Source organism: Sulfitobacter sp. UBA4523 (assembly GCF_002388305.1).
Lineage (GTDB): Bacteria > Pseudomonadota > Alphaproteobacteria > Rhodobacterales > Rhodobacteraceae > Sulfitobacter > Sulfitobacter pontiacus.
The window spans coordinates 1-17,125 of the sequence record NZ_DGMH01000030.1; the positions used below are offsets into that span (position 1 = coordinate 1).

14 protein-coding genes and 1 tRNA gene are annotated in these 17,125 nt (G+C 60.8%); 6 read left to right on the forward strand and 9 right to left on the reverse strand.

Annotated features, from left to right (window positions below):
* A tRNA-Val gene (locus tag B3849_RS07535) sits at positions 1-76 on the forward strand.
* 200 nt (positions 77-276) lie between these two features.
* On the opposite strand, the gene B3849_RS07540 is transcribed toward B3849_RS07535, so the two are convergent.
* The 4 genes from B3849_RS07540 to tgt all read right to left on the reverse strand — a co-directional run bounded on the left by B3849_RS07540 (position 277) and on the right by tgt (position 5,840).
* A complete protein-coding gene (locus tag B3849_RS07540; protein ID WP_278426176.1) occupies positions 277-642 on the reverse strand; it encodes an HU family DNA-binding protein in 366 nt (121 codons plus the stop codon).
* A gap of 160 nt (positions 643-802) precedes the next feature.
* Positions 803-3,214, reverse strand: a complete 2,412-nt coding sequence (lon, locus tag B3849_RS07545; RefSeq protein ID WP_005853049.1) for an endopeptidase La — start codon at positions 3,212-3,214, stop codon at positions 803-805.
* Positions 3,215-3,509: 295 nt separating this feature from the next.
* Positions 3,510-4,607, reverse strand: a complete 1,098-nt coding sequence (locus B3849_RS07550; protein ID WP_278426177.1) for an alkene reductase — start codon at positions 4,605-4,607, stop codon at positions 3,510-3,512.
* A 105-nt stretch (positions 4,608-4,712) separates the two neighbouring features.
* Complete coding sequence (gene tgt, locus B3849_RS07555) at positions 4,713-5,840, reverse strand: tRNA guanosine(34) transglycosylase Tgt (RefSeq protein ID WP_278426178.1); 1,128 nt, start codon at positions 5,838-5,840, stop codon at positions 4,713-4,715.
* 230 nt (positions 5,841-6,070) lie between these two features.
* Between tgt and rimK the strand changes: the two genes are divergently transcribed.
* The 5 genes from rimK (at position 6,071) to tpiA (ending at position 10,572) form a co-directional block, all read left to right on the forward strand.
* A complete protein-coding gene (gene rimK / locus B3849_RS07560; protein WP_286779983.1) occupies positions 6,071-7,453 on the forward strand; it encodes a 30S ribosomal protein S6--L-glutamate ligase in 1,383 nt (460 codons plus the stop codon).
* Between the two features lie 86 nt (positions 7,454-7,539).
* Positions 7,540-7,902, forward strand: coding sequence for an SUF system Fe-S cluster assembly protein (locus B3849_RS07565; protein ID WP_005853043.1), 363 nt, complete (start codon positions 7,540-7,542; stop codon positions 7,900-7,902).
* Between the two features lie 126 nt (positions 7,903-8,028).
* Positions 8,029-9,240 carry a glycerophosphodiester phosphodiesterase family protein gene (locus B3849_RS07570; protein ID WP_278426181.1) on the forward strand — a complete coding sequence of 404 codons (1,212 nt, stop codon included), beginning with the start codon at positions 8,029-8,031 and terminating at the stop codon, positions 9,238-9,240.
* 138 nt (positions 9,241-9,378) lie between these two features.
* A complete protein-coding gene (locus B3849_RS07575) occupies positions 9,379-9,723 on the forward strand; it encodes a HesB/IscA family protein (RefSeq protein WP_005853040.1) in 345 nt (114 codons plus the stop codon).
* Between the two features lie 99 nt (positions 9,724-9,822).
* Complete coding sequence (gene tpiA, locus B3849_RS07580; RefSeq protein ID WP_286780000.1) at positions 9,823-10,572, forward strand: triose-phosphate isomerase; 750 nt, start codon at positions 9,823-9,825, stop codon at positions 10,570-10,572.
* A gap of 99 nt (positions 10,573-10,671) precedes the next feature.
* Here the strand turns inward: tpiA and B3849_RS07585 are convergent, their stop codons facing one another.
* The 5 genes from B3849_RS07585 to B3849_RS07605 form a co-directional block, all read right to left on the reverse strand.
* On the reverse strand, positions 10,672-12,048 hold the full coding sequence (locus B3849_RS07585) for a TRAP transporter large permease (protein WP_009826801.1): 1,377 nt from the start codon (positions 12,046-12,048) through the stop codon (positions 10,672-10,674).
* Between the two features lie 4 nt (positions 12,049-12,052).
* Positions 12,053-12,733, reverse strand: a complete 681-nt coding sequence (locus B3849_RS07590; RefSeq protein ID WP_037944057.1) for a TRAP transporter small permease — start codon at positions 12,731-12,733, stop codon at positions 12,053-12,055.
* Between the two features lie 112 nt (positions 12,734-12,845).
* Complete coding sequence (locus B3849_RS07595; RefSeq protein ID WP_005853033.1) at positions 12,846-13,847, reverse strand: DctP family TRAP transporter solute-binding subunit; 1,002 nt, start codon at positions 13,845-13,847, stop codon at positions 12,846-12,848.
* A gap of 248 nt (positions 13,848-14,095) precedes the next feature.
* Positions 14,096-15,325: a sigma-54-dependent transcriptional regulator gene (locus B3849_RS07600; protein WP_286779984.1), complete on the reverse strand. Its 1,230-nt coding sequence runs from the start codon at positions 15,323-15,325 to the stop codon at positions 14,096-14,098.
* Positions 15,322-17,100 (reverse strand): ATP-binding protein, encoded by a 1,779-nt coding sequence (locus B3849_RS07605; protein ID WP_414718031.1) that lies wholly within the window; start codon positions 17,098-17,100, stop codon positions 15,322-15,324. The genes B3849_RS07600 and B3849_RS07605 overlap by 4 nt, the downstream gene beginning before the upstream one ends.
* Between the last annotated feature and the right edge of the window lie 25 nt (positions 17,101-17,125).

Here is a 17,125-nt window from a genome sequence, read left to right on the forward strand (position 1 = left end):
GGGTCGTTAGCTCAGTTGGTAGAGCGCTTCGTTTACACCGAAGATGTCGGGAGTTCGAGCCTCTCACGACCCACCATTTACCACCACAATTCAGTTCTACCAACGCAACCTGCGCCGACGGCGACGAGGTTTTATGCGTTTGATGTCAAGGGATTGCCTGCGCGGCCTGTGGCATCAGCAAGGCAAAGCCCTTGATACGACAAAGCCCCTCACCAAGGTGAAGGGCTGCTGCGGGCGCCGTAACTTTGCGCCGGAGATTTTAAGCGATTTTCGCCCTCAGTCGTCGGGTTGATCAGCGGTATCGCCGCCGCCCTGCCCCTGTGTCACCTGCCGCACTTTGACGCGGATCATCTTGCCGTTTTTCAACTCTTTCTCGTTGATCACTTTCAGCTTGCCGAACGGCAGCAAGTTCAGCTCGCGACTGTCCGACAGTGCTTCGCCCAATACGGCGAGCATGGCATCAACGACGGGTTTCGCATCGCGCTTTTTCACGCCCGACCTTTCGACAACTGTGTCGATCAGCTCTTTCTTGCGCATCACGGGGCCGAGGATCACAGGGCGCGGTGCTTCGACCACAGCGGGTGCTGCGGCGGTGTCGGGTGCGGCTGGTTTAGGTGTGCTGGTTTTCTTGGGCGTGGTCATTTGACGTCTCGTCCGTTGGGGAGGTTTCACCAAACCCTAGCGGGGCCACCGGGGGAAATCCAGCGGTGCTTGGGGATGACGCAGCCCCGCGCGAAAATCGGGGACGCGCCCACGAAAAAGGCCGCCCCGAAGGGCGGCCTGATGTCGGTTTGATCGTTGCTTAATGCGCTGTCGCGCTATCCCCTGCAGCGTTGCGACGGGCCAGCGCGGCGGCTGCGGCGGCATCTTCTGCCTCCTGATCCCATTCGATCGCTTCGGGCTCGCGGACCAGCGCATGTTTCAGCACCTCGGACACGTGTTTGACGGGAATGATGGTCAACCCTTCTTTCACGTTATCCGGGATATCCGGCAGATCCTTTTCGTTCTCGGTCGGGATGAGAACCGTTGTGATCCCACCACGCAGCGCCGCCAACAGCTTTTCTTTCAAGCCGCCGATTGGCATCGCATTCCCGCGCAAGGACACCTCCCCCGTCATCGCGATATCGCGGCGCACGGGGATCTGGGTCAGCACCGACACGATCGATGTCACCATCGCCAGACCGGCAGAGGGGCCGTCTTTCGGCGTCGCACCATCGGGCACGTGGACGTGAATATCCAGCGTGTCGAACTTGGGCGGCTTCACCCCGATCTTGGGGCTGATCGACCGCACATAGCTGCTGGCCGCGTCGATGGATTCCTTCATCACATCGCCAAGCTTGCCGGTGGTTTTCATCCGACCTTTACCCGGCAGGCGCAGGGCTTCGATCTGCAGCAATTCGCCCCCAACCGAGGTATAGGCCAATCCGGTCACGACGCCGATCTGATCCTCAAGCTCGGCCAAGCCGTAGCGGTGCTTTTTCACGCCGAGGAAATCCTCGATGTTGTCGCCCGTTACGGTAATCTCGTCGGCTTCCTTCTTGACGATCTTGGTCAGCGACTTCCGCGCAACCTTGGCGATTTCGCGCTCAAGGTTCCGCACGCCGGCCTCGCGGGTGTAGTAGCGGATCATGCTGGTCAACGCACTGTCTTCAATGGCAAATTCCTTTGCCTTCAGACCGTGGTTCTTGACCTGCTTGGCCACAAGGTGCTGTTTCGCGATCTCGCGCTTTTCATCCTCGGTATAGCCAGACAGGGGGATAATCTCCATCCGGTCAAGCAAAGGCCCGGGCATGTTGTAGCTGTTCGACGTGGTCAGGAACATGACATTCGACAGATCGTATTCCACTTCCAAGTAGTGGTCGACGAATGTGCCGTTCTGTTCCGGATCAAGCACCTCGAGCATGGCCGACGCGGGGTCGCCACGGAAATCCTGACCCATCTTGTCGATTTCGTCGAGCAAGATAAGCGGGTTCGTGGTTTTCGCCTTTTTCAGCGCCTGAATGATCTTGCCGGGCATTGAGCCGATGTAGGTCCGGCGGTGACCGCGGATCTCGGATTCGTCACGCACGCCCCCCAGCGAGATGCGAATAAATTCGCGCCCCGTCGCCTTGGCAACAGACTTCCCAAGCGAGGTTTTACCCACACCGGGAGGGCCGACAAGGCACATGATCGGGCCTTTCAGCTTGCTAGAGCGTTGTTGCACGGCAAGATATTCGACGATGCGTTCTTTAACCTTTTCAAGGCCATAGTGATCATCATCCAGCACCTGCTGTGCCTTGGCGAGGTCTTTTTTGGTGCGCGACTTCACGCCCCACGGGATCGACAGGATCCAGTCGAGGTAGTTGCGCACCACGGTGGCCTCGGCAGACATGGGCGACATGTTCTTGAGCTTCTTCAGTTCGGCGTCGACCTTTTCCTTGGCCTCTTTGCTCAGCTTGGTGTCCGCGATGCGGGCTTCCAGTTCGGCGACTTCATTCTTGCCGTCTTCACCATCGCCAAGCTCGTTCTGAATGGCCTTCATCTGCTCGTTCAGATAGTACTCGCGCTGCGTCTTCTCCATCTGGGATTTGACGCGGGTCTTGATCTTTTTCTCGACCTGCAGAACGGACATTTCGCCCTGCATCAGCCCGTATACTTTTTCGAGCCGTTCGGAGACGGACAGGGTTTCAAGCAGGTCTTGTTTCTGCTCGACCTCGATGCCGAGATGTCCCGCGACCAGATCGGCCAGACGTGCAGGCTCGGACGCTTCGGTCACCGCCGACAGCGCTTCTTCGGGAACGTTCTTCTTGACCTTGGAATAACGTTCAAACTCTTCGGCCACGGATTTCAGCAGCGCCTGAGTTGTGGTCTCGTCACCGGGCTCTTCCGTCAGATATTCGGCAGAGGCTTCAAAGAAGCTATCGTTTTCAAGGTATTCCGTGATGCGCACCCGCGCCTGCCCCTCGACCAACACCTTCACGGTGCCGTCGGGCAGCTTCAGCAGTTGCAACACATTCGCCAGGACGCCGGTGTTGAAAATACCATCGGAATCGGGGTCATCCACGCCGGGGTCAATCTGGCTCGACAGCAGGATCTGCTTGTCATCGGCCATGACTTCTTCGAGGGCGCGAACAGATTTATCGCGGCCCACGAAAAGCGGTACAATCATGTGGGGGAACACCACAATATCGCGCAAAGGCAATACCGGGTAGGACGCGTTCAGAGGCTCTAACATGCTCTTTTCCTTATACTGCAAGATGACACTGGCCCCTATCTTAGGCGACCGTTCGTTCATCTCCTGTTCTGAGTAGGATATCTGGGGACCCTACCCGCCTGTTTCAATCCCCATGATGCTGTGATCCGTTCGTATGCGGGCCATCTGGCGTGAGGGTCACCCTAGAATGAACCGCCACCGGCGGACAGACAAGCGCGGATCGTATGATTATCCGCGAAAACCGCCAAGAACCATGGTTAACCGGCCCGAATGACAAAAAACGGGCCGGATATGTGCTTTTTCGCGCTTAACGAGCTTACTCTGCCGCGACCTCTTCAAGGAAGGGATAATCGGTATAGCCCTCTTCGCCACCGGCATAGAAGGTTTTCGTATCCCCCTTGTTCAGCGGTGCGTTAAGTTCGAGCCGTTTTGCCAGATCGGGGTTGGCAATATAGGGTCGGCCAAAGGCCACCAGATCAGCCTTGCCGCTGGCCACGGCATCGATCGCCATGTCGCGGTCATAAAGGTTATTTGCCATGTAGACGCCGTTGAACAGCGACCGCAGCTTGCCAAGGTCTTCGCCGCTATCCAGATCGCGCGACTGGCCGGTCGAGCCTTCGACCATGTGCAGATAGGCCAGATTGTATTTGTTCAGCGCATCTACGACGTAGGTGAACGTCTTTTGCGGGTCATCATCCGCGATGCCGTTCGCAGGCGAGAAAGGCGACAGGCGCAGGCCGACGTGATCGCCGTCCCATGCGTTTACGACACCGTCCAGCACTTCGAACAGCAGCCGCGCGCGGTTCTCGACCGACCCGCCATAGGCGTCATCGCGTTGGTTGCTTGAGGTTTTCAGGAATTGGTCCAGCAGATAGCCATTCGCCCCGTGGACCTCGACCCCGTCAAAGCCTGCCTTGCGCGCCATCTTGGTTGCGTGGACATAATCGGCGACAATGCGTGGCATCTCGTCCAACTCCAAGGCGCGCGGTTCAGATGTCGGGGTCATTCCGTCTTTGGTAAAGGTCTTCACCTCTGCCGCGATGGCCGAGGGGGCGACGGGCTTTTGTCCGTCAGGCTGGATGTCCACATGGCTGATCCGGCCTACGTGCCACAGCTGGATCACGATCTTGCCGCCCTTGGCGTGCACCGCGTCCGTCACCTTTTTCCAGGCAGCAACCTGCCCCTCGGTGTAGATGCCGGGGGTTTTGATGTAGCCTTTGCCTTCGGCGCTGATCTGGGACGCTTCGGTGATGATGATCCCGGCACCGGCGCGCTGTGCGTAGTATTCGACGTGCATGTCGCCGACTTCGCCACTGTCGTCATTGGCGCGGCTGCGGGTCAGCGGGGCCATCACAATGCGGTTCGCGGCCTCGATGCCACCGACCTTCAGGGGGGTGAATAATGCCTCGGTCATGGAAAACTCCTTTGCGGTGTTGTTTCTTGTCTACAGCACCTAACCTTCCGCCCCGTCATCGCAAGGACGGGGCGGAAGGTTTATTCCATTCACCGCAGGGTTTTTCTAAAGCGGGTCGATGTCGCCTTGGGCACGCTGGCTATGAAAATCAGCCTGCCAGGCGTCAAATGTCCCCGCCGCAATCGCGTCGCGCATACCCGCCATGATTTCCTGGAAATAACGCAGGTTATGCCATGTCAGCAGCATCCCCGAGATCATTTCCTGACTACGGAACACATGGTGCAGATAGGCGCGGCTGTAGTTCGAGCACGCCGGGCATGTGCAGGCTTCGTCCAGCGGACGCGGGTCATCGGCGTGGCGTGCGTTCTTGATGTTCACAACGCCGTGACGCGTGAACACCTGCCCCGTCCGGCCAGAGCGTGAAGGCAATACGCAGTCCATCATATCGATGCCGCGGGCCACGGCCCCGACGATATCATCCGGCTTGCCCACCCCCATCAGATAGCGTGGCCGGTCCACGGGCAGCATATCGGTGGCGAAGTCGAGACAGCCGAACATCGCCTCTTGCCCCTCGCCCACGGCAAGGCCGCCGACAGCGTAGCCGTCAAAGCCCACGTCGATCAGCGCCTTGGCGCTTTCCTCGCGGAAGTCACGTTCCAGCCCGCCCTGCTGGATACCAAAGAGCGCATGACCAGGACGGTCGCCAAAAGCCTCGCGGCTGCGCTTGGCCCACCGCATCGACATCCGCATCGAGTCCGCGATCCGCGCGCGATCCGCAGGCAGCGCGGGACATTCGTCAAAGCACATGACGATATCGGAGCCGAGCAGCTTTTGAATCTCCATCGACCGTTCGGGGGTTAGTTCGTGTTTCGACCCGTCCACATGGCTTTTGAAGGTCACGCCCTTTTCCGTCAGCTTGCGCAGCCCTGACAGGCTCATCACCTGAAACCCGCCGGAATCGGTGAGGATCGGCTTGTCCCAGTTCATGAACTTGTGCAGCCCGCCCAAACGGTCGATCCGTTCGGCAGTGGGGCGCAGCATCAGATGATAGGTATTGCCCAGCAGGATATCCGCACCGGTCGCGGCGACGCTTTCGGGCATCATCGCCTTAACCGTGGCAGCCGTGCCCACTGGCATGAAGGCCGGCGTGCGAATATCCCCCCGCGGGGTAGAGATGACACCGGTACGCGCCGCACCATCGCGGGCCTGAAGATCGAACGAGAATTTTTTCATGACTGCGGCTATAAGATGTCCCCCGCATAGGCGCAATCACGCAGTTTGGCCCCGCGTTCCACAAGGCTGTCATGGAAGCACCGTAAATCTGCGCTATGTCCAGCCGGAACCGCCGGGGCGCTGCCCCGGACCCCGGGATTTATGCCATTTGGAAGCCCGTGTCGTGGCTTGAGTAGACGCGGGCGACCTGCTAGGCGGCGGGATGATTTAGCTGTGCCGGAGTGCGTGACATGCAAGAATTGACGTTTGGCTGGGAAGAATGGGTCGCCCTTCCCGAATTGGGGCTTCCCGCGATCAAGGCAAAGATCGACACCGGCGCGCGCACATCGGCGCTGCATGCCCATGACATCGAAGTCTTTGGCCCCGCCTCCAAACCCAAGGTCCGGTTCAACGTGCATCCTGTGGCCGGCAACGAAGACATCACCATCACCTGCTCCGCGCCCATCATTGACCGGCGCGAGGTCACCTCGTCGAATGGCGAGGCAGAGCTGCGCTATGTCATCGCGACCAAGATGGATGTCGCAGGGCAAAGCTGGCCCATTGACGTGACCCTGACCAACCGTGCGGGCATGACCAGCCGCATGTTGCTGGGCCGTCAGGCGCTGACAGATCACATCACCATCTCGCCCACCGAGAAACGGTTGCAACCGGATCTGAGCTATGACGTCTACCATACCGCCGCTGTGCGCCACCGCGCCCCCAAACGCGCATTGCGGGTCGCCGTGCTGAGCCGTGAAGCCAGCAACTATTCCACCTCGCGTCTGGTCGAAGTCGGCGAGGCCCGTGGCCATACTGTCGAAGTGATCGATACCACCCGTTGCTATATGGCGATCAACGCCATGGCCCCCGAAGTGCATTACGATGGCAAACGTCTGCCGCGCTATGACGCGGTAATCCCGCGGATCGGTGCCTCGGTCACGCCCTATGGCTGCGCGGTGATCCGGCAGTTCGAAACCATCGGGACCTACTGCGTCAACGGCTCTGCCGGCATCCTGTCAAGCCGCGACAAGCTGCATACGCATCAGGTGTTGGCGTCGAAGAAAATCGGCATGCCGACCACCGCTTTTGCTGCCTCGCCCAAGGACACGTCGAACCTCATGGCGCTGGTGGGCACCGCGCCGCTGATCGTGAAACTGCTGGAATCCACCCAAGGCAAAGGTGTGGTGCTGGCCGAGACCAAGAAGGCCGCGGAATCCGTGATTGATGCCTTCCGCGGGCTCAAGGCGAACTTTCTTGTGCAGGATTTCGTCAAGGAAGCCGCGGGCGAGGATCTGCGCTGTCTAGTGGTGGATGGCAAGGTCGTGGCCGCGATGAAGCGCACCGGCGCGGAGGGCGATTTCCGCTCCAACCTGCACCGTGGCGGCACCGCTCAGGTCGTGCGCATCACCAAGGTTGAACGCGACACCGCCCTGCGCGCGGCACGGGCCTTTGGTCTGGGCACTGCCGGTGTGGATCTGCTGCGGTCGGACAGCGGGCCAAAGGTGCTTGAGGTCAACAGCTCTCCCGGGTTCGAAGGGATCGAGAAAGCCACCGGCAAGGATATCGTCGGCATGGTCTATGATATGATCGAAGCGCGGGTAAAGCCGCAGCCAGTGCGCAAGCGCAAAGCCTAAGTTCCGCATTGGATCGCGGGTCCGCCCTCTGGACGGTGCCCGCTGCAATCCCTATATAAACGATAAGAAAAAGGAGCGAGGCCCTGATGACCGACAGCACACAACCTCTTGAAGGCACCCCTCTGATTGCGCCCTCGTCAACGGATCATCCGCTGTACGAGCAGATCACCGAAGCCTGCCGCACCGTCTATGACCCTGAGATTCCAGTGAATATCTATGAGCTGGGGTTGATCTACACGATCGACATCAACGCGGAAAACGAGGTCAACATCAAGATGTCCCTCACCGCGCCCGGCTGCCCCGTCGCAGGCGAGATGCCCGGCTGGGTCGCCGATGCGGTCGAACCCCTGCCCGGCGTGAAAACCGTCGACGTGGAACTGGTCTGGGAGCCACCATGGGGCATGGATATGATGTCTGACGAAGCCCGTCTTGAACTGGGCTTCATGTAAGCCGATAGGCTGAAACCGGGGCGCATTTCACGTCCCGGTTGATTTTACATGAGTTTCACGCAATGGTCGCATCATTGTAACATAGGGTAGCCACACCGCTGCCAGATGATTTTATTTGGAGCGATCATGCGACTAACTACTGCCCTTACAGCTTTGGCTTTGGCCCCCACCGCGCTGCTGGCCGACGCCCACAGCACCCCCGTCCCTGTCGAATACGGTGCCCGTCCTGCCTATCTGGTGGACAAGCTTCCCGATGGCGACCTCAAGGAAAAGCTGGCGTCCTGCATGGGCCAGACCGCGTCCAAATCCGATTTCTCCATCGGGCACCGCGGCGCACCGCTGATGTTCCCTGAGCATACCGTACAGTCCAACGTTGCCGCCGCCCGTCAGGGTGCAGGCATTCTGGAATGCGACGTGACCTTTACCGCCGACCACGAACTGGTCTGCCGTCACGCGCAGAACGATCTGCACACCACCACCAATATCCTCGTCTCCGATCTGGCCGAGAAATGCACCACCGGCTTCACCGCGGCTGCGGGCGAAGAAGGTGCCAGCGCGGAATGCCGCACCTCGGACATCACCTTGGCAGAGTTCCGCACCCTGACGCCCAAGATGGACAGCGCCGACGCCACCGCCACCACCGCCGAAGACTATCAGGGCGGCGTGGCCAGCTTCCGCACTCAGCTGTACAGCGACGGTGCGGATCTGATGACCCACGCGGAATCGATCGAGCTGTTTAAATCCCTCGGCGCGAAATTCACCCCTGAGCTCAAGTCCCCTTCGGTCGAGATGCCCCATGACGGCTTCAGCCAGGAAGACTATGCGCAGAAGATGATCGACGAATACAAAGCCGCGGGCATCCCTGCCTCGGACGTTTGGGCGCAGTCGTTCAACCTGGATGACGTGCTTTACTGGATCAAGGCAGAGCCCGAGTTCGGCAAACAGGCCGTCTATCTCGTGGAATGGAGCGAAGGTTTCGACGAACAGGACCCCAGCACCTGGACACAGGATTTCGCCCAGTTGAAAGAGCAAGGCGTGCAGTATCTGGCCCCGTCGCTGAACATGCTGCTGACCAACAAAGACGGCGCTCTGGCCGCCTCTGACTATGCCAAGAAAGCCAGCGAAGCCGGTTTGAACCTGATCGCCTGGACGCTCGAACGCTCCGGTCCGCTGTCCACGGGCGGTGGCTGGTACTTCCAATCCGTTGGCGACATCATCACCGACGACAGCGACTATCTGGTCGCGCTGGACGTGCTGGCACAGGACGCTGGCGTCAAGGGCGTCTTCTCTGACTGGCCCGCGACCGTCACCTACTATGCCAACTGCATGGGTCTGTAACCTGCGGGGTTTGATCCGGCGCAATCGCGCATGACGACATGGGCCGTCCCTTCGGGGTCGGCCTTTTGCTATTGTGCATCCCCCCGCTTGAGAAACCCCGCCAAAGCCCTTATCTTGTCGGTAACAGGAGTATTCAGCATGTTCGCAATCCCAGGCAAGCAAGCCGTCACCATCACCCCCAAAGCCGCCAATCAGATCACCAAGCTGATGACGTCCGCCGGCCACGCCGGTCTGCGCATCGGCATTAAGAAGGGTGGCTGCGCCGGCATGGAATATACGATGGAGTATGTGAACGAGGCCGACGCCAATGACGAGGTCGTCGAACAGGACGGCGCGCGCGTGATGATCGCGCCGATGGCGCAGATGTTCCTTTTCGGCACCGAGATCGATTATGAAACCTCGCTGCTGGAATCCGGCTTCAAGTTCCGCAATCCCAATGTGACCGAAGCCTGCGGCTGCGGCGAATCCATCAAATTCGGCTAACGGTATCGCGCCGCGCTGGCGGGGCGTGATCGCAGCTTGCCGTTGCCCTGTCGGGGTGGCGCTGGTATCCCTTTGAAAAACCACATGAAGGATATGCATATGCGCCGCAAGCTTGCCGCTGGAAACTGGAAGATGAACGGCACGCTGGCCGGTCTGGACATGTTGGCCGATGTGGCCGCTGCGATGGACAGCACCCATGCAGAGGCGGTGATCTGCCCGCCCGCCCCCTACCTTCTGCCAGCGGTCACCAAGGCCCAAGGCACCCCCGTCGGCATCGGCGCGCAGGATTGCCACGCAAAGCCGAAAGGTGCCTTCACTGGCGACATCTCTGCCTCGATGATCAAGGAGGTCGGCGCGACCTATGTGATCATCGGCCATTCCGAGCGCCGCGATGCCTATGGCGAAACGGATGCCGATGTCTCGGCCAAGGCGCGGGCCGCTTGGAACGCGGGGCTGACGGCCATCATCTGCATCGGCGAAAGCGAGGCGGATCGCAGCGCGGGCACCACGCTGGATGTCATCGCCCAACAGCTTGCAGGCTCCCTGCCCGACGGCTGCACAGGCGAGAATACCGTCCTCGCATACGAGCCCATCTGGGCGATCGGCACCGGCAAAATCCCGACCCTTGACCAGATCGTCGAGGTGCATGACTTCATCCGCGCAACACTGGCCGAACGCTTTGGCACGGATGTCAGCGACGCGCTGCGGCTGCTGTACGGCGGCTCGGTCAAACCGGACAACGCGGCAGAGATATTCAAGGTCGACAACGTGGACGGTGCCCTGATCGGCGGGGCGAGCCTTACACACGCTGATTTCGTCCCGATCCTTCAGGCGCTCTCTGCCGCCTGATCTTCATTTTGCCAAATAAACTTATGGCATGACATACATAAAAGGCGGCGCATCCGATGGGGTGCGCCGCCTTTTTCGTTTCTCTCGTGATACAACGCCCTAGCGGGTGATGATCTCCGGCCCCATCATCAAGGTCGGCAGCCAGGTCGAGATGACCGGGATATAAGTCACCATCAGCAGGAAGATGAACAGCACCACGGTGAAGGGCAGCGCGGCCTTGACCACATTCATCATCGGCATATTCGCCACGCCCGAGGTCACAAAGAGGTTCAGACCCACCGGCGGGGTGATCATCCCGATTTCCATGTTCACCACCATGATGATCCCCAGATGGATCGGGTCGATGCCCAGTTCAATCGCGATAGGAAAGACCAGCGGGGCGACGATGATCAACAGGCCCGACGGCTCCATGAACTGCCCGCCAATCAACAAGATCACGTTGACGATGACCAGGAACATGATCGGCCCGAAACCCGCGCTCAGCATCGCGGCAGAGATCTGCTGCGGAATCTGCTCGTCGGTCAGCACGTGCTTGAGGATCAACGCGTTGGCGATGATGAACATCAGGGTGACGGTCAGCTTGCCCGCCTCGAACAGCGTATCGCGGGTATCGCGGTGGAAGAAGACAGTGACCAGCGCCAAGGGCTTGCGCATCAGCGACAGGTTGCGCCCCTCGCCTTCGACGTGCAGCGGGCCCATATCGCGATAGACAAAGGCCGCAATGAAGAAGGCATAGACTGCAGCCACGGCAGCGGCTTCGGTCGGGGTAAAGATACCGCCATAGATACCGCCAAGGATGATCACGATCAGCATCAGCCCCCAGCCCGCTTCACGCCCCGAGGCAAAGACCTCGCCCCAGCCGCGCCATTCGCCCTGTGGCAGCTTCTTGACCCGCGCCATGATGTAGATGGTCAGCATCAGCATGGTGCCTGCCATCAGACCGGGGATAACGCCCGCAAGGAACATCCGCCCCACAGAGACATCCGTGGCAGAGGCATAGACAACCATCACGATGGACGGCGGGATCAGGATGCCGAGGGTGCCCGCGTTGGCGATGACACCGGCGGCGAATTCTTTGGTGTAGCCGGTCTCCCGCATCCCCGCGATCACGATGGACCCGATGGCAACCACCGTGGCGGGCGATGATCCCGACAGGGCGGCGAACAGCATACAGGCAAAAACACCCGCAATCGCCAGACCGCCCGGAAAATGCCCGACCAGCGCGATAGAGAAACGGATGATCCGCTTGGCCACACCACCCGTCGACATGAAGGACGACGCCAGCACGAAGAACGGGATCGCCAACAGCGTATAGTGCCCCGCCATCGCCTGAAAGAAGGTCTGCGCGATGGACGCAAGCGAGCTGTCGGACAGCACCAGCAGAAAGACGATCGACGAGAAGCCAAGGCTGACGGCAATCGGAACGCCCAGCAACATCAGCCCGACGATCATGGTAAATAGGATAAGGACTTCCATGCGCTCAGGACTCCGCGTTCATGTGTTTGACGGCTTCGATATCATCTTCGGCCTCGTGACTGACGATCAGCGCTGTGGCCTGTCCGGTAAAGACACGCACACCGGCTTGGATGAAACGGAACAACAGCAGCGCCATACCGAAGGGCAGCATGAAATAGGGGATGAACCGTGGCAGTTTGCCGTAGGTTTCGCCCTCGTTCATGATCGGCTCGATAAAGCGCAGCCAATCCGGCATGGGGATATCGACGGTTTCATACCACGCCTGATCGCGGCTATCGGCAAAGCCTGTGGGGAACCAGCGGCCCGTGGTGGCGTCCAGCCCCGCGAAGGGGGCCCAGTAATCCCACGCGCCTTTCATCAGCAAGGCCCCGTAAACCACGCAGATCACAGCCGCAACCAGCGCGAGCACCCGGCGTTTGGGCAGCGAAAAAAGGTTCACGACCGCGTCCACCCCCAGATGCGCCGTGACCTTGACCGCATAGCTCATGCCAAACAGCACCAGCCAGGCGAAAAGGAACGTCACCGCTTCGAGCCCCCAGATGATGCCGGTGTTGAAACCATAGCGCAGGACGACGTTGATAAAGGTGATAAGCGTCATCAGACCAAGGATGATGGCAATCGCCGTTTCCTCAAGCTCGTTGACAATGCGCCCGAGCGCAGAATGAGATTGAACACCATGTGACATGGGAATGCTCCGCTGTGAGAGGAGAATGGATCAGGCCCGCACGCCGCGGGGCATGTCGGGGCCTGACGCAAGTGATATGCCCCGTCCGTCGCCAGACGGGGCAGAACAGGGTTTAGTGCTTGGCGTTGATCGCTTGGGCTTCGTCGATGTTTTCCTGACCAACGTCTGCGGTGAACTCTTCCCAGACGGGCTTCATCGCGGTGACCCAGGCTTCGCGCTGCGCGTCGTCCAGTTCACGGACCACACCACCGGCATCGATGATCGCCTGTTTGGCTTCGGCGTTCACTTTGGACGATTCCGCGTTGCGGGTGTCGGTCACTTCCTGAACGATGGTCGCCAACTGGTCACGCACATCGGCGTCCAGGCTGTCCCACCAGTCGGTGGAGGTCACAAGCATGTAGTCCAGAACACCGTGGTTGGTTTCGGTTGTCCCGTCCTGCACCTCAAAGAACTTCTGGCCATAGATGTTGGACCAGGTGTTTTCCTGACCGTCGACAACGCCGGTTTGCAGCGCGCCGTAAACTTCCGAGAAGGCCATCGGCTGGGGCGATGCGCCCATTGCCGCCATCTGGGCTTTCAGCACGTCAGAGTTCTGGACGCGGAATTTCAGACCATTGGCATCCGACGGCACGTTCAGCGGCTTGTTCGCCGACATCTGCTTCATGCCATTGTGCCAGAACGCCAGACCCAGCAGGCCACGGCGCGTCATGGATTCTTTCATCGCAACACCGGTTTCGGAGTTCTGGAACTCGTCTACAGCGTTGATGTCCTTGAACATGAAGGGCAGATCGAAAATGCGGAACTGCTTGGTGAACTGCTCGAACTTCGACAGCGACGGCGCGGCCATCTGAACGTCGCCTTGCAGCAGTGCCTCAAGAACCTGGTCATCGTTGTACAGCGTGGAGTTCGGGAACACTTCCATGCAGGCTTTGCCGTTCATCTCGTCATTGACGCGCTGTTCCAGCAAGGACGCGGCGATGCCTTTGGGGTGACGGTCGGTGTTGGTCACGTGGCTCAGCTTGATGACGACTTCGCCATCGTCGCACGCCGCGGCAACAGCACCGGCGCTTACGGAAAGGGTCATAGCCACCAGAGTGGTTGTCAGGAATTTCATGTGATGTCTCCTCCCAGAGAACTGTTTTTCAAGTCTCGGCATCCGGTCGTTCCAAATGCGGTGGCGTTACTAGAGCGTTATTTCGCCGACCTCACAAGGAAGAGAGGTTGAAAGATGTGGATCGCGTTAAACATATTATTTATCAGAGAGTTGGTGCATTTAGCTAAGGTTATAGACCAATCCGACGCACGCTGCCTGTGCGGATAACCGCACAGCGTGCAGCGCAGTTGTGCGAAAATCCGCACAGGCTAGCTGCGAAAGTCCTCGGGCCGAATCCCATAGCGGGCCAGCTTGTCATAGAAGGTCTTGCGCGGCAGTTTCAGCGCCTGCGCCGCCGCACTCGCCTGCCCCTCGGCACGGCGCAAGGCCGCGCGCAGCAGGGATTGTTCCACCTGCGCCATCTGGTCCGCCAGCCCAAGATTCGAATCCGGCGTCACCTCGTCCGAGACCCCCATGACAAAGCGCATCGCCTCTGACATCAGCGCGCGCGCGTTGCCGGGCCAGTCCCGCGCCATCAGCCCCGCGATCATTTGCGGCGTCACTTCGGGGGGCTGCACGCCCGACTGCTCTGCCGCCTGATCGACGTAGCGGCGGAACATCGTGGCGATATCCTCGGGGCGCTCGGCCAGCGACGGGATGCGCACAGTCATGACCTCGAGCCGATAATAGAGATCCGCGTGGAACTGTCCTTCCGCCACCAAAGACTGTAGCTCCCGCGCACTGCCCGCAATGAGACGCACATCGGGCACCTGCTCAAGCGCTTCGATCAAGCTCAGTTGGGTCTGCGCGGGAAGCTGCGCGACCTCGTCCAGAAACAGGCACCCGCCCGAGGCGGCGTGCAGCGCATCGCTCACATCATCGGGACTAAGCCCCGCGGCAGCACGTTTGACGAAGGGCCCCTTGGAGCGGCGCGAGGATAGGTGGATCACCTCTGCCACTTTCGAAATACCAGACCCCGACGGGCCGGTGACCAGCACCTCGGCATTGGCCTGCGCCACGCGCCGCACCTTGTCGCGCAGCCGTTCTGACAGATCCGACGACCCGAAAATCATCCGCGCCGCCGGATCGCCGGTTTCCACGATATGCAGCAGCCGACGGTTTTCCAGCACCAGCGCGCGGGTTTTCAGTGCGCGTTCAATCACGGTGACCAGCGCGGCGGGGGCGCAGGGTTTTTCAAGAAAATCAAAGGCCCCGGCCTCCATCGCGCGCACGGCCATGGGGATGTCGCCTTCGCCTGTCAGCAGGATCACCGGCAGATCGGGATCCTGTTCATGGGCATAGGCCAGCAGGTGAAACCCGTCGCGCCCGGGCATGCGCATGTCCGACAGGATGATGCCATCGAACCGTTCGGTGATCCTATCCTTGGCGGCGACGAACGACCCCGCGGGGACAACATCAATATCGGCAAGCTCCAGCGTCTGCGCCAGCGCCTCGCGGACAGAGGCATCGTCATCGACCAAAAGAACGGTTCTGCTCATGCCTGCCCCTCCTCGCCCGTATCGGCGCGTTCCAGCGTGACAGAGAACATCGCACCGCCCGCGTCAAGGTTGGTGCCACGGATCACCCCGCCAAAGCTTTGCACAATCCCATAGCTGATCGACAGCCCCAGCCCCATGCCCCCCATCGCACCCTCGGCACCGCCGCCCACGGTTTTGCCCACAGATTTGGTCGTGTAGAACGGGTCGAACACCTTGTCCGGCATCTCGATCCCCGGTCCGGTGTCGCGGAACTGCACCCGCACGGGGTCGGCGGGATCGATGGTGATGCTCAGACGTTTGGTATCGCTGCTGCTCATGGCATCGACGGCGTTGGTGATGAGGTTTACAAAGACCTGCCCCAAGCGCACCTCGCCGCCGCGCACCCACACGGGGGCATTGGCGGGCTGGTAGTCAAGGGTCACGCCCGCGTCGCGCAGATAGCTTTGGGTCAGCTCCACCGCGCTGGCGACCACGCGGGTCACATCGACGCGGGTCTGCGGCACGCTTTCCTGCCGCGCAAAGGCCCTCAGGTTCTGGATGATCCGCGCCATCCGGTCGGCCATCTGCGAGATGCGGGTCAGGTTTTCTGCCGTCCGGTCAGGGCGGTCACGCTCAAGGAATTGCACCGCGTTCTCCGCAAAGGACCGGATCGCCATCAGCGGCTGGTTCAGCTCGTGGCTGATGCCCGCCGACATCTGGCCAAGCGCCGACAGCTTGCCCGCCTGCACCAAATCCGCCTGCGCGCGGCGCAGGGCGGCCTGCGCCTCTTCCCGCTCGGTCGCTTCGCGGCGCAATTCGGTGTTGCTGGCGTTCAGGGCGGCGGTGCGTTTGGCGACCTGCCGCTCAAGCGCCGCATTCGCCTCTGACAGGGCGCGGCGGCGCTCGGTCGCGAGAAACAGCAGCGCGCCAAAGGCAAGGCAAAGCGCTGCCACCGCCGCTGCCTGTGCCCGTGCCAAACGTTGCGCGCCCTCGATATCCAGCAGCACCTCGCCCGTCATCCCCACCACCGGCAAGGCGCGGGTCAGATGCAAGGCGGCGTCCGGCAGATACGGCCCCCAGCCCATGTGCCAGATCTCGTGGCCACGCACGTCAGACACCGCGAAATCCAGCGCCGCACCATCCGGCGGCACCAGCCCCTGCGCCGCACGGGGACGCGCCCAGAACAGCAGTTCTGACCGGTTGGCGATCTGGACGACCCCGTCGGTGTCGGTGAAGAACGCCGCCGGATTGCTGCCGCGCCAGTCATAGTCGATGCCGTTCAGATCAGTCGACACCACAACGGCACCGCGCACCTGCCCATCGGGCGCGAAGACCGGGGCGGCGTGGAAATAGGCGCGGTCGGTCAAGGGCGCGGCGGGGCCATGCCCCCAGCCAAGCGCACCGCGCAAGGCCCGCTGGACAAAGCGTTGATCCGCCCGTGGCACCCGCACCGCTTCCGCGCCAAGTGCCGCGACGATCACATCGCCGGATCGGTCAAGCACCTGCACATCCAGCGCCGTGGTCTTATCCGCCACCTCTTGCAAAAACGCCTGCGCTTCGACCGCCGGACGCCGGTCCAGCACCTGCGCAACCTGCGGGTGATCCGCCAGAAACACCGCCAGATCACGGTACCGCTGCAACTGCCCGACCAGACGGTCGCTGACCAGTGACAGATCCGCCTGCCCCCGCGCGCGCAGTTGGTCCAGCCCTTGCAGATAGGCATAGCGCCAGACCCCGCCGGAGAGGACCGACACGGTGATCAGAAACAGCACAAAGGTCGCGACGCGGCGGCGCATTCCGGAGGTCATGGCGTTATTTGAC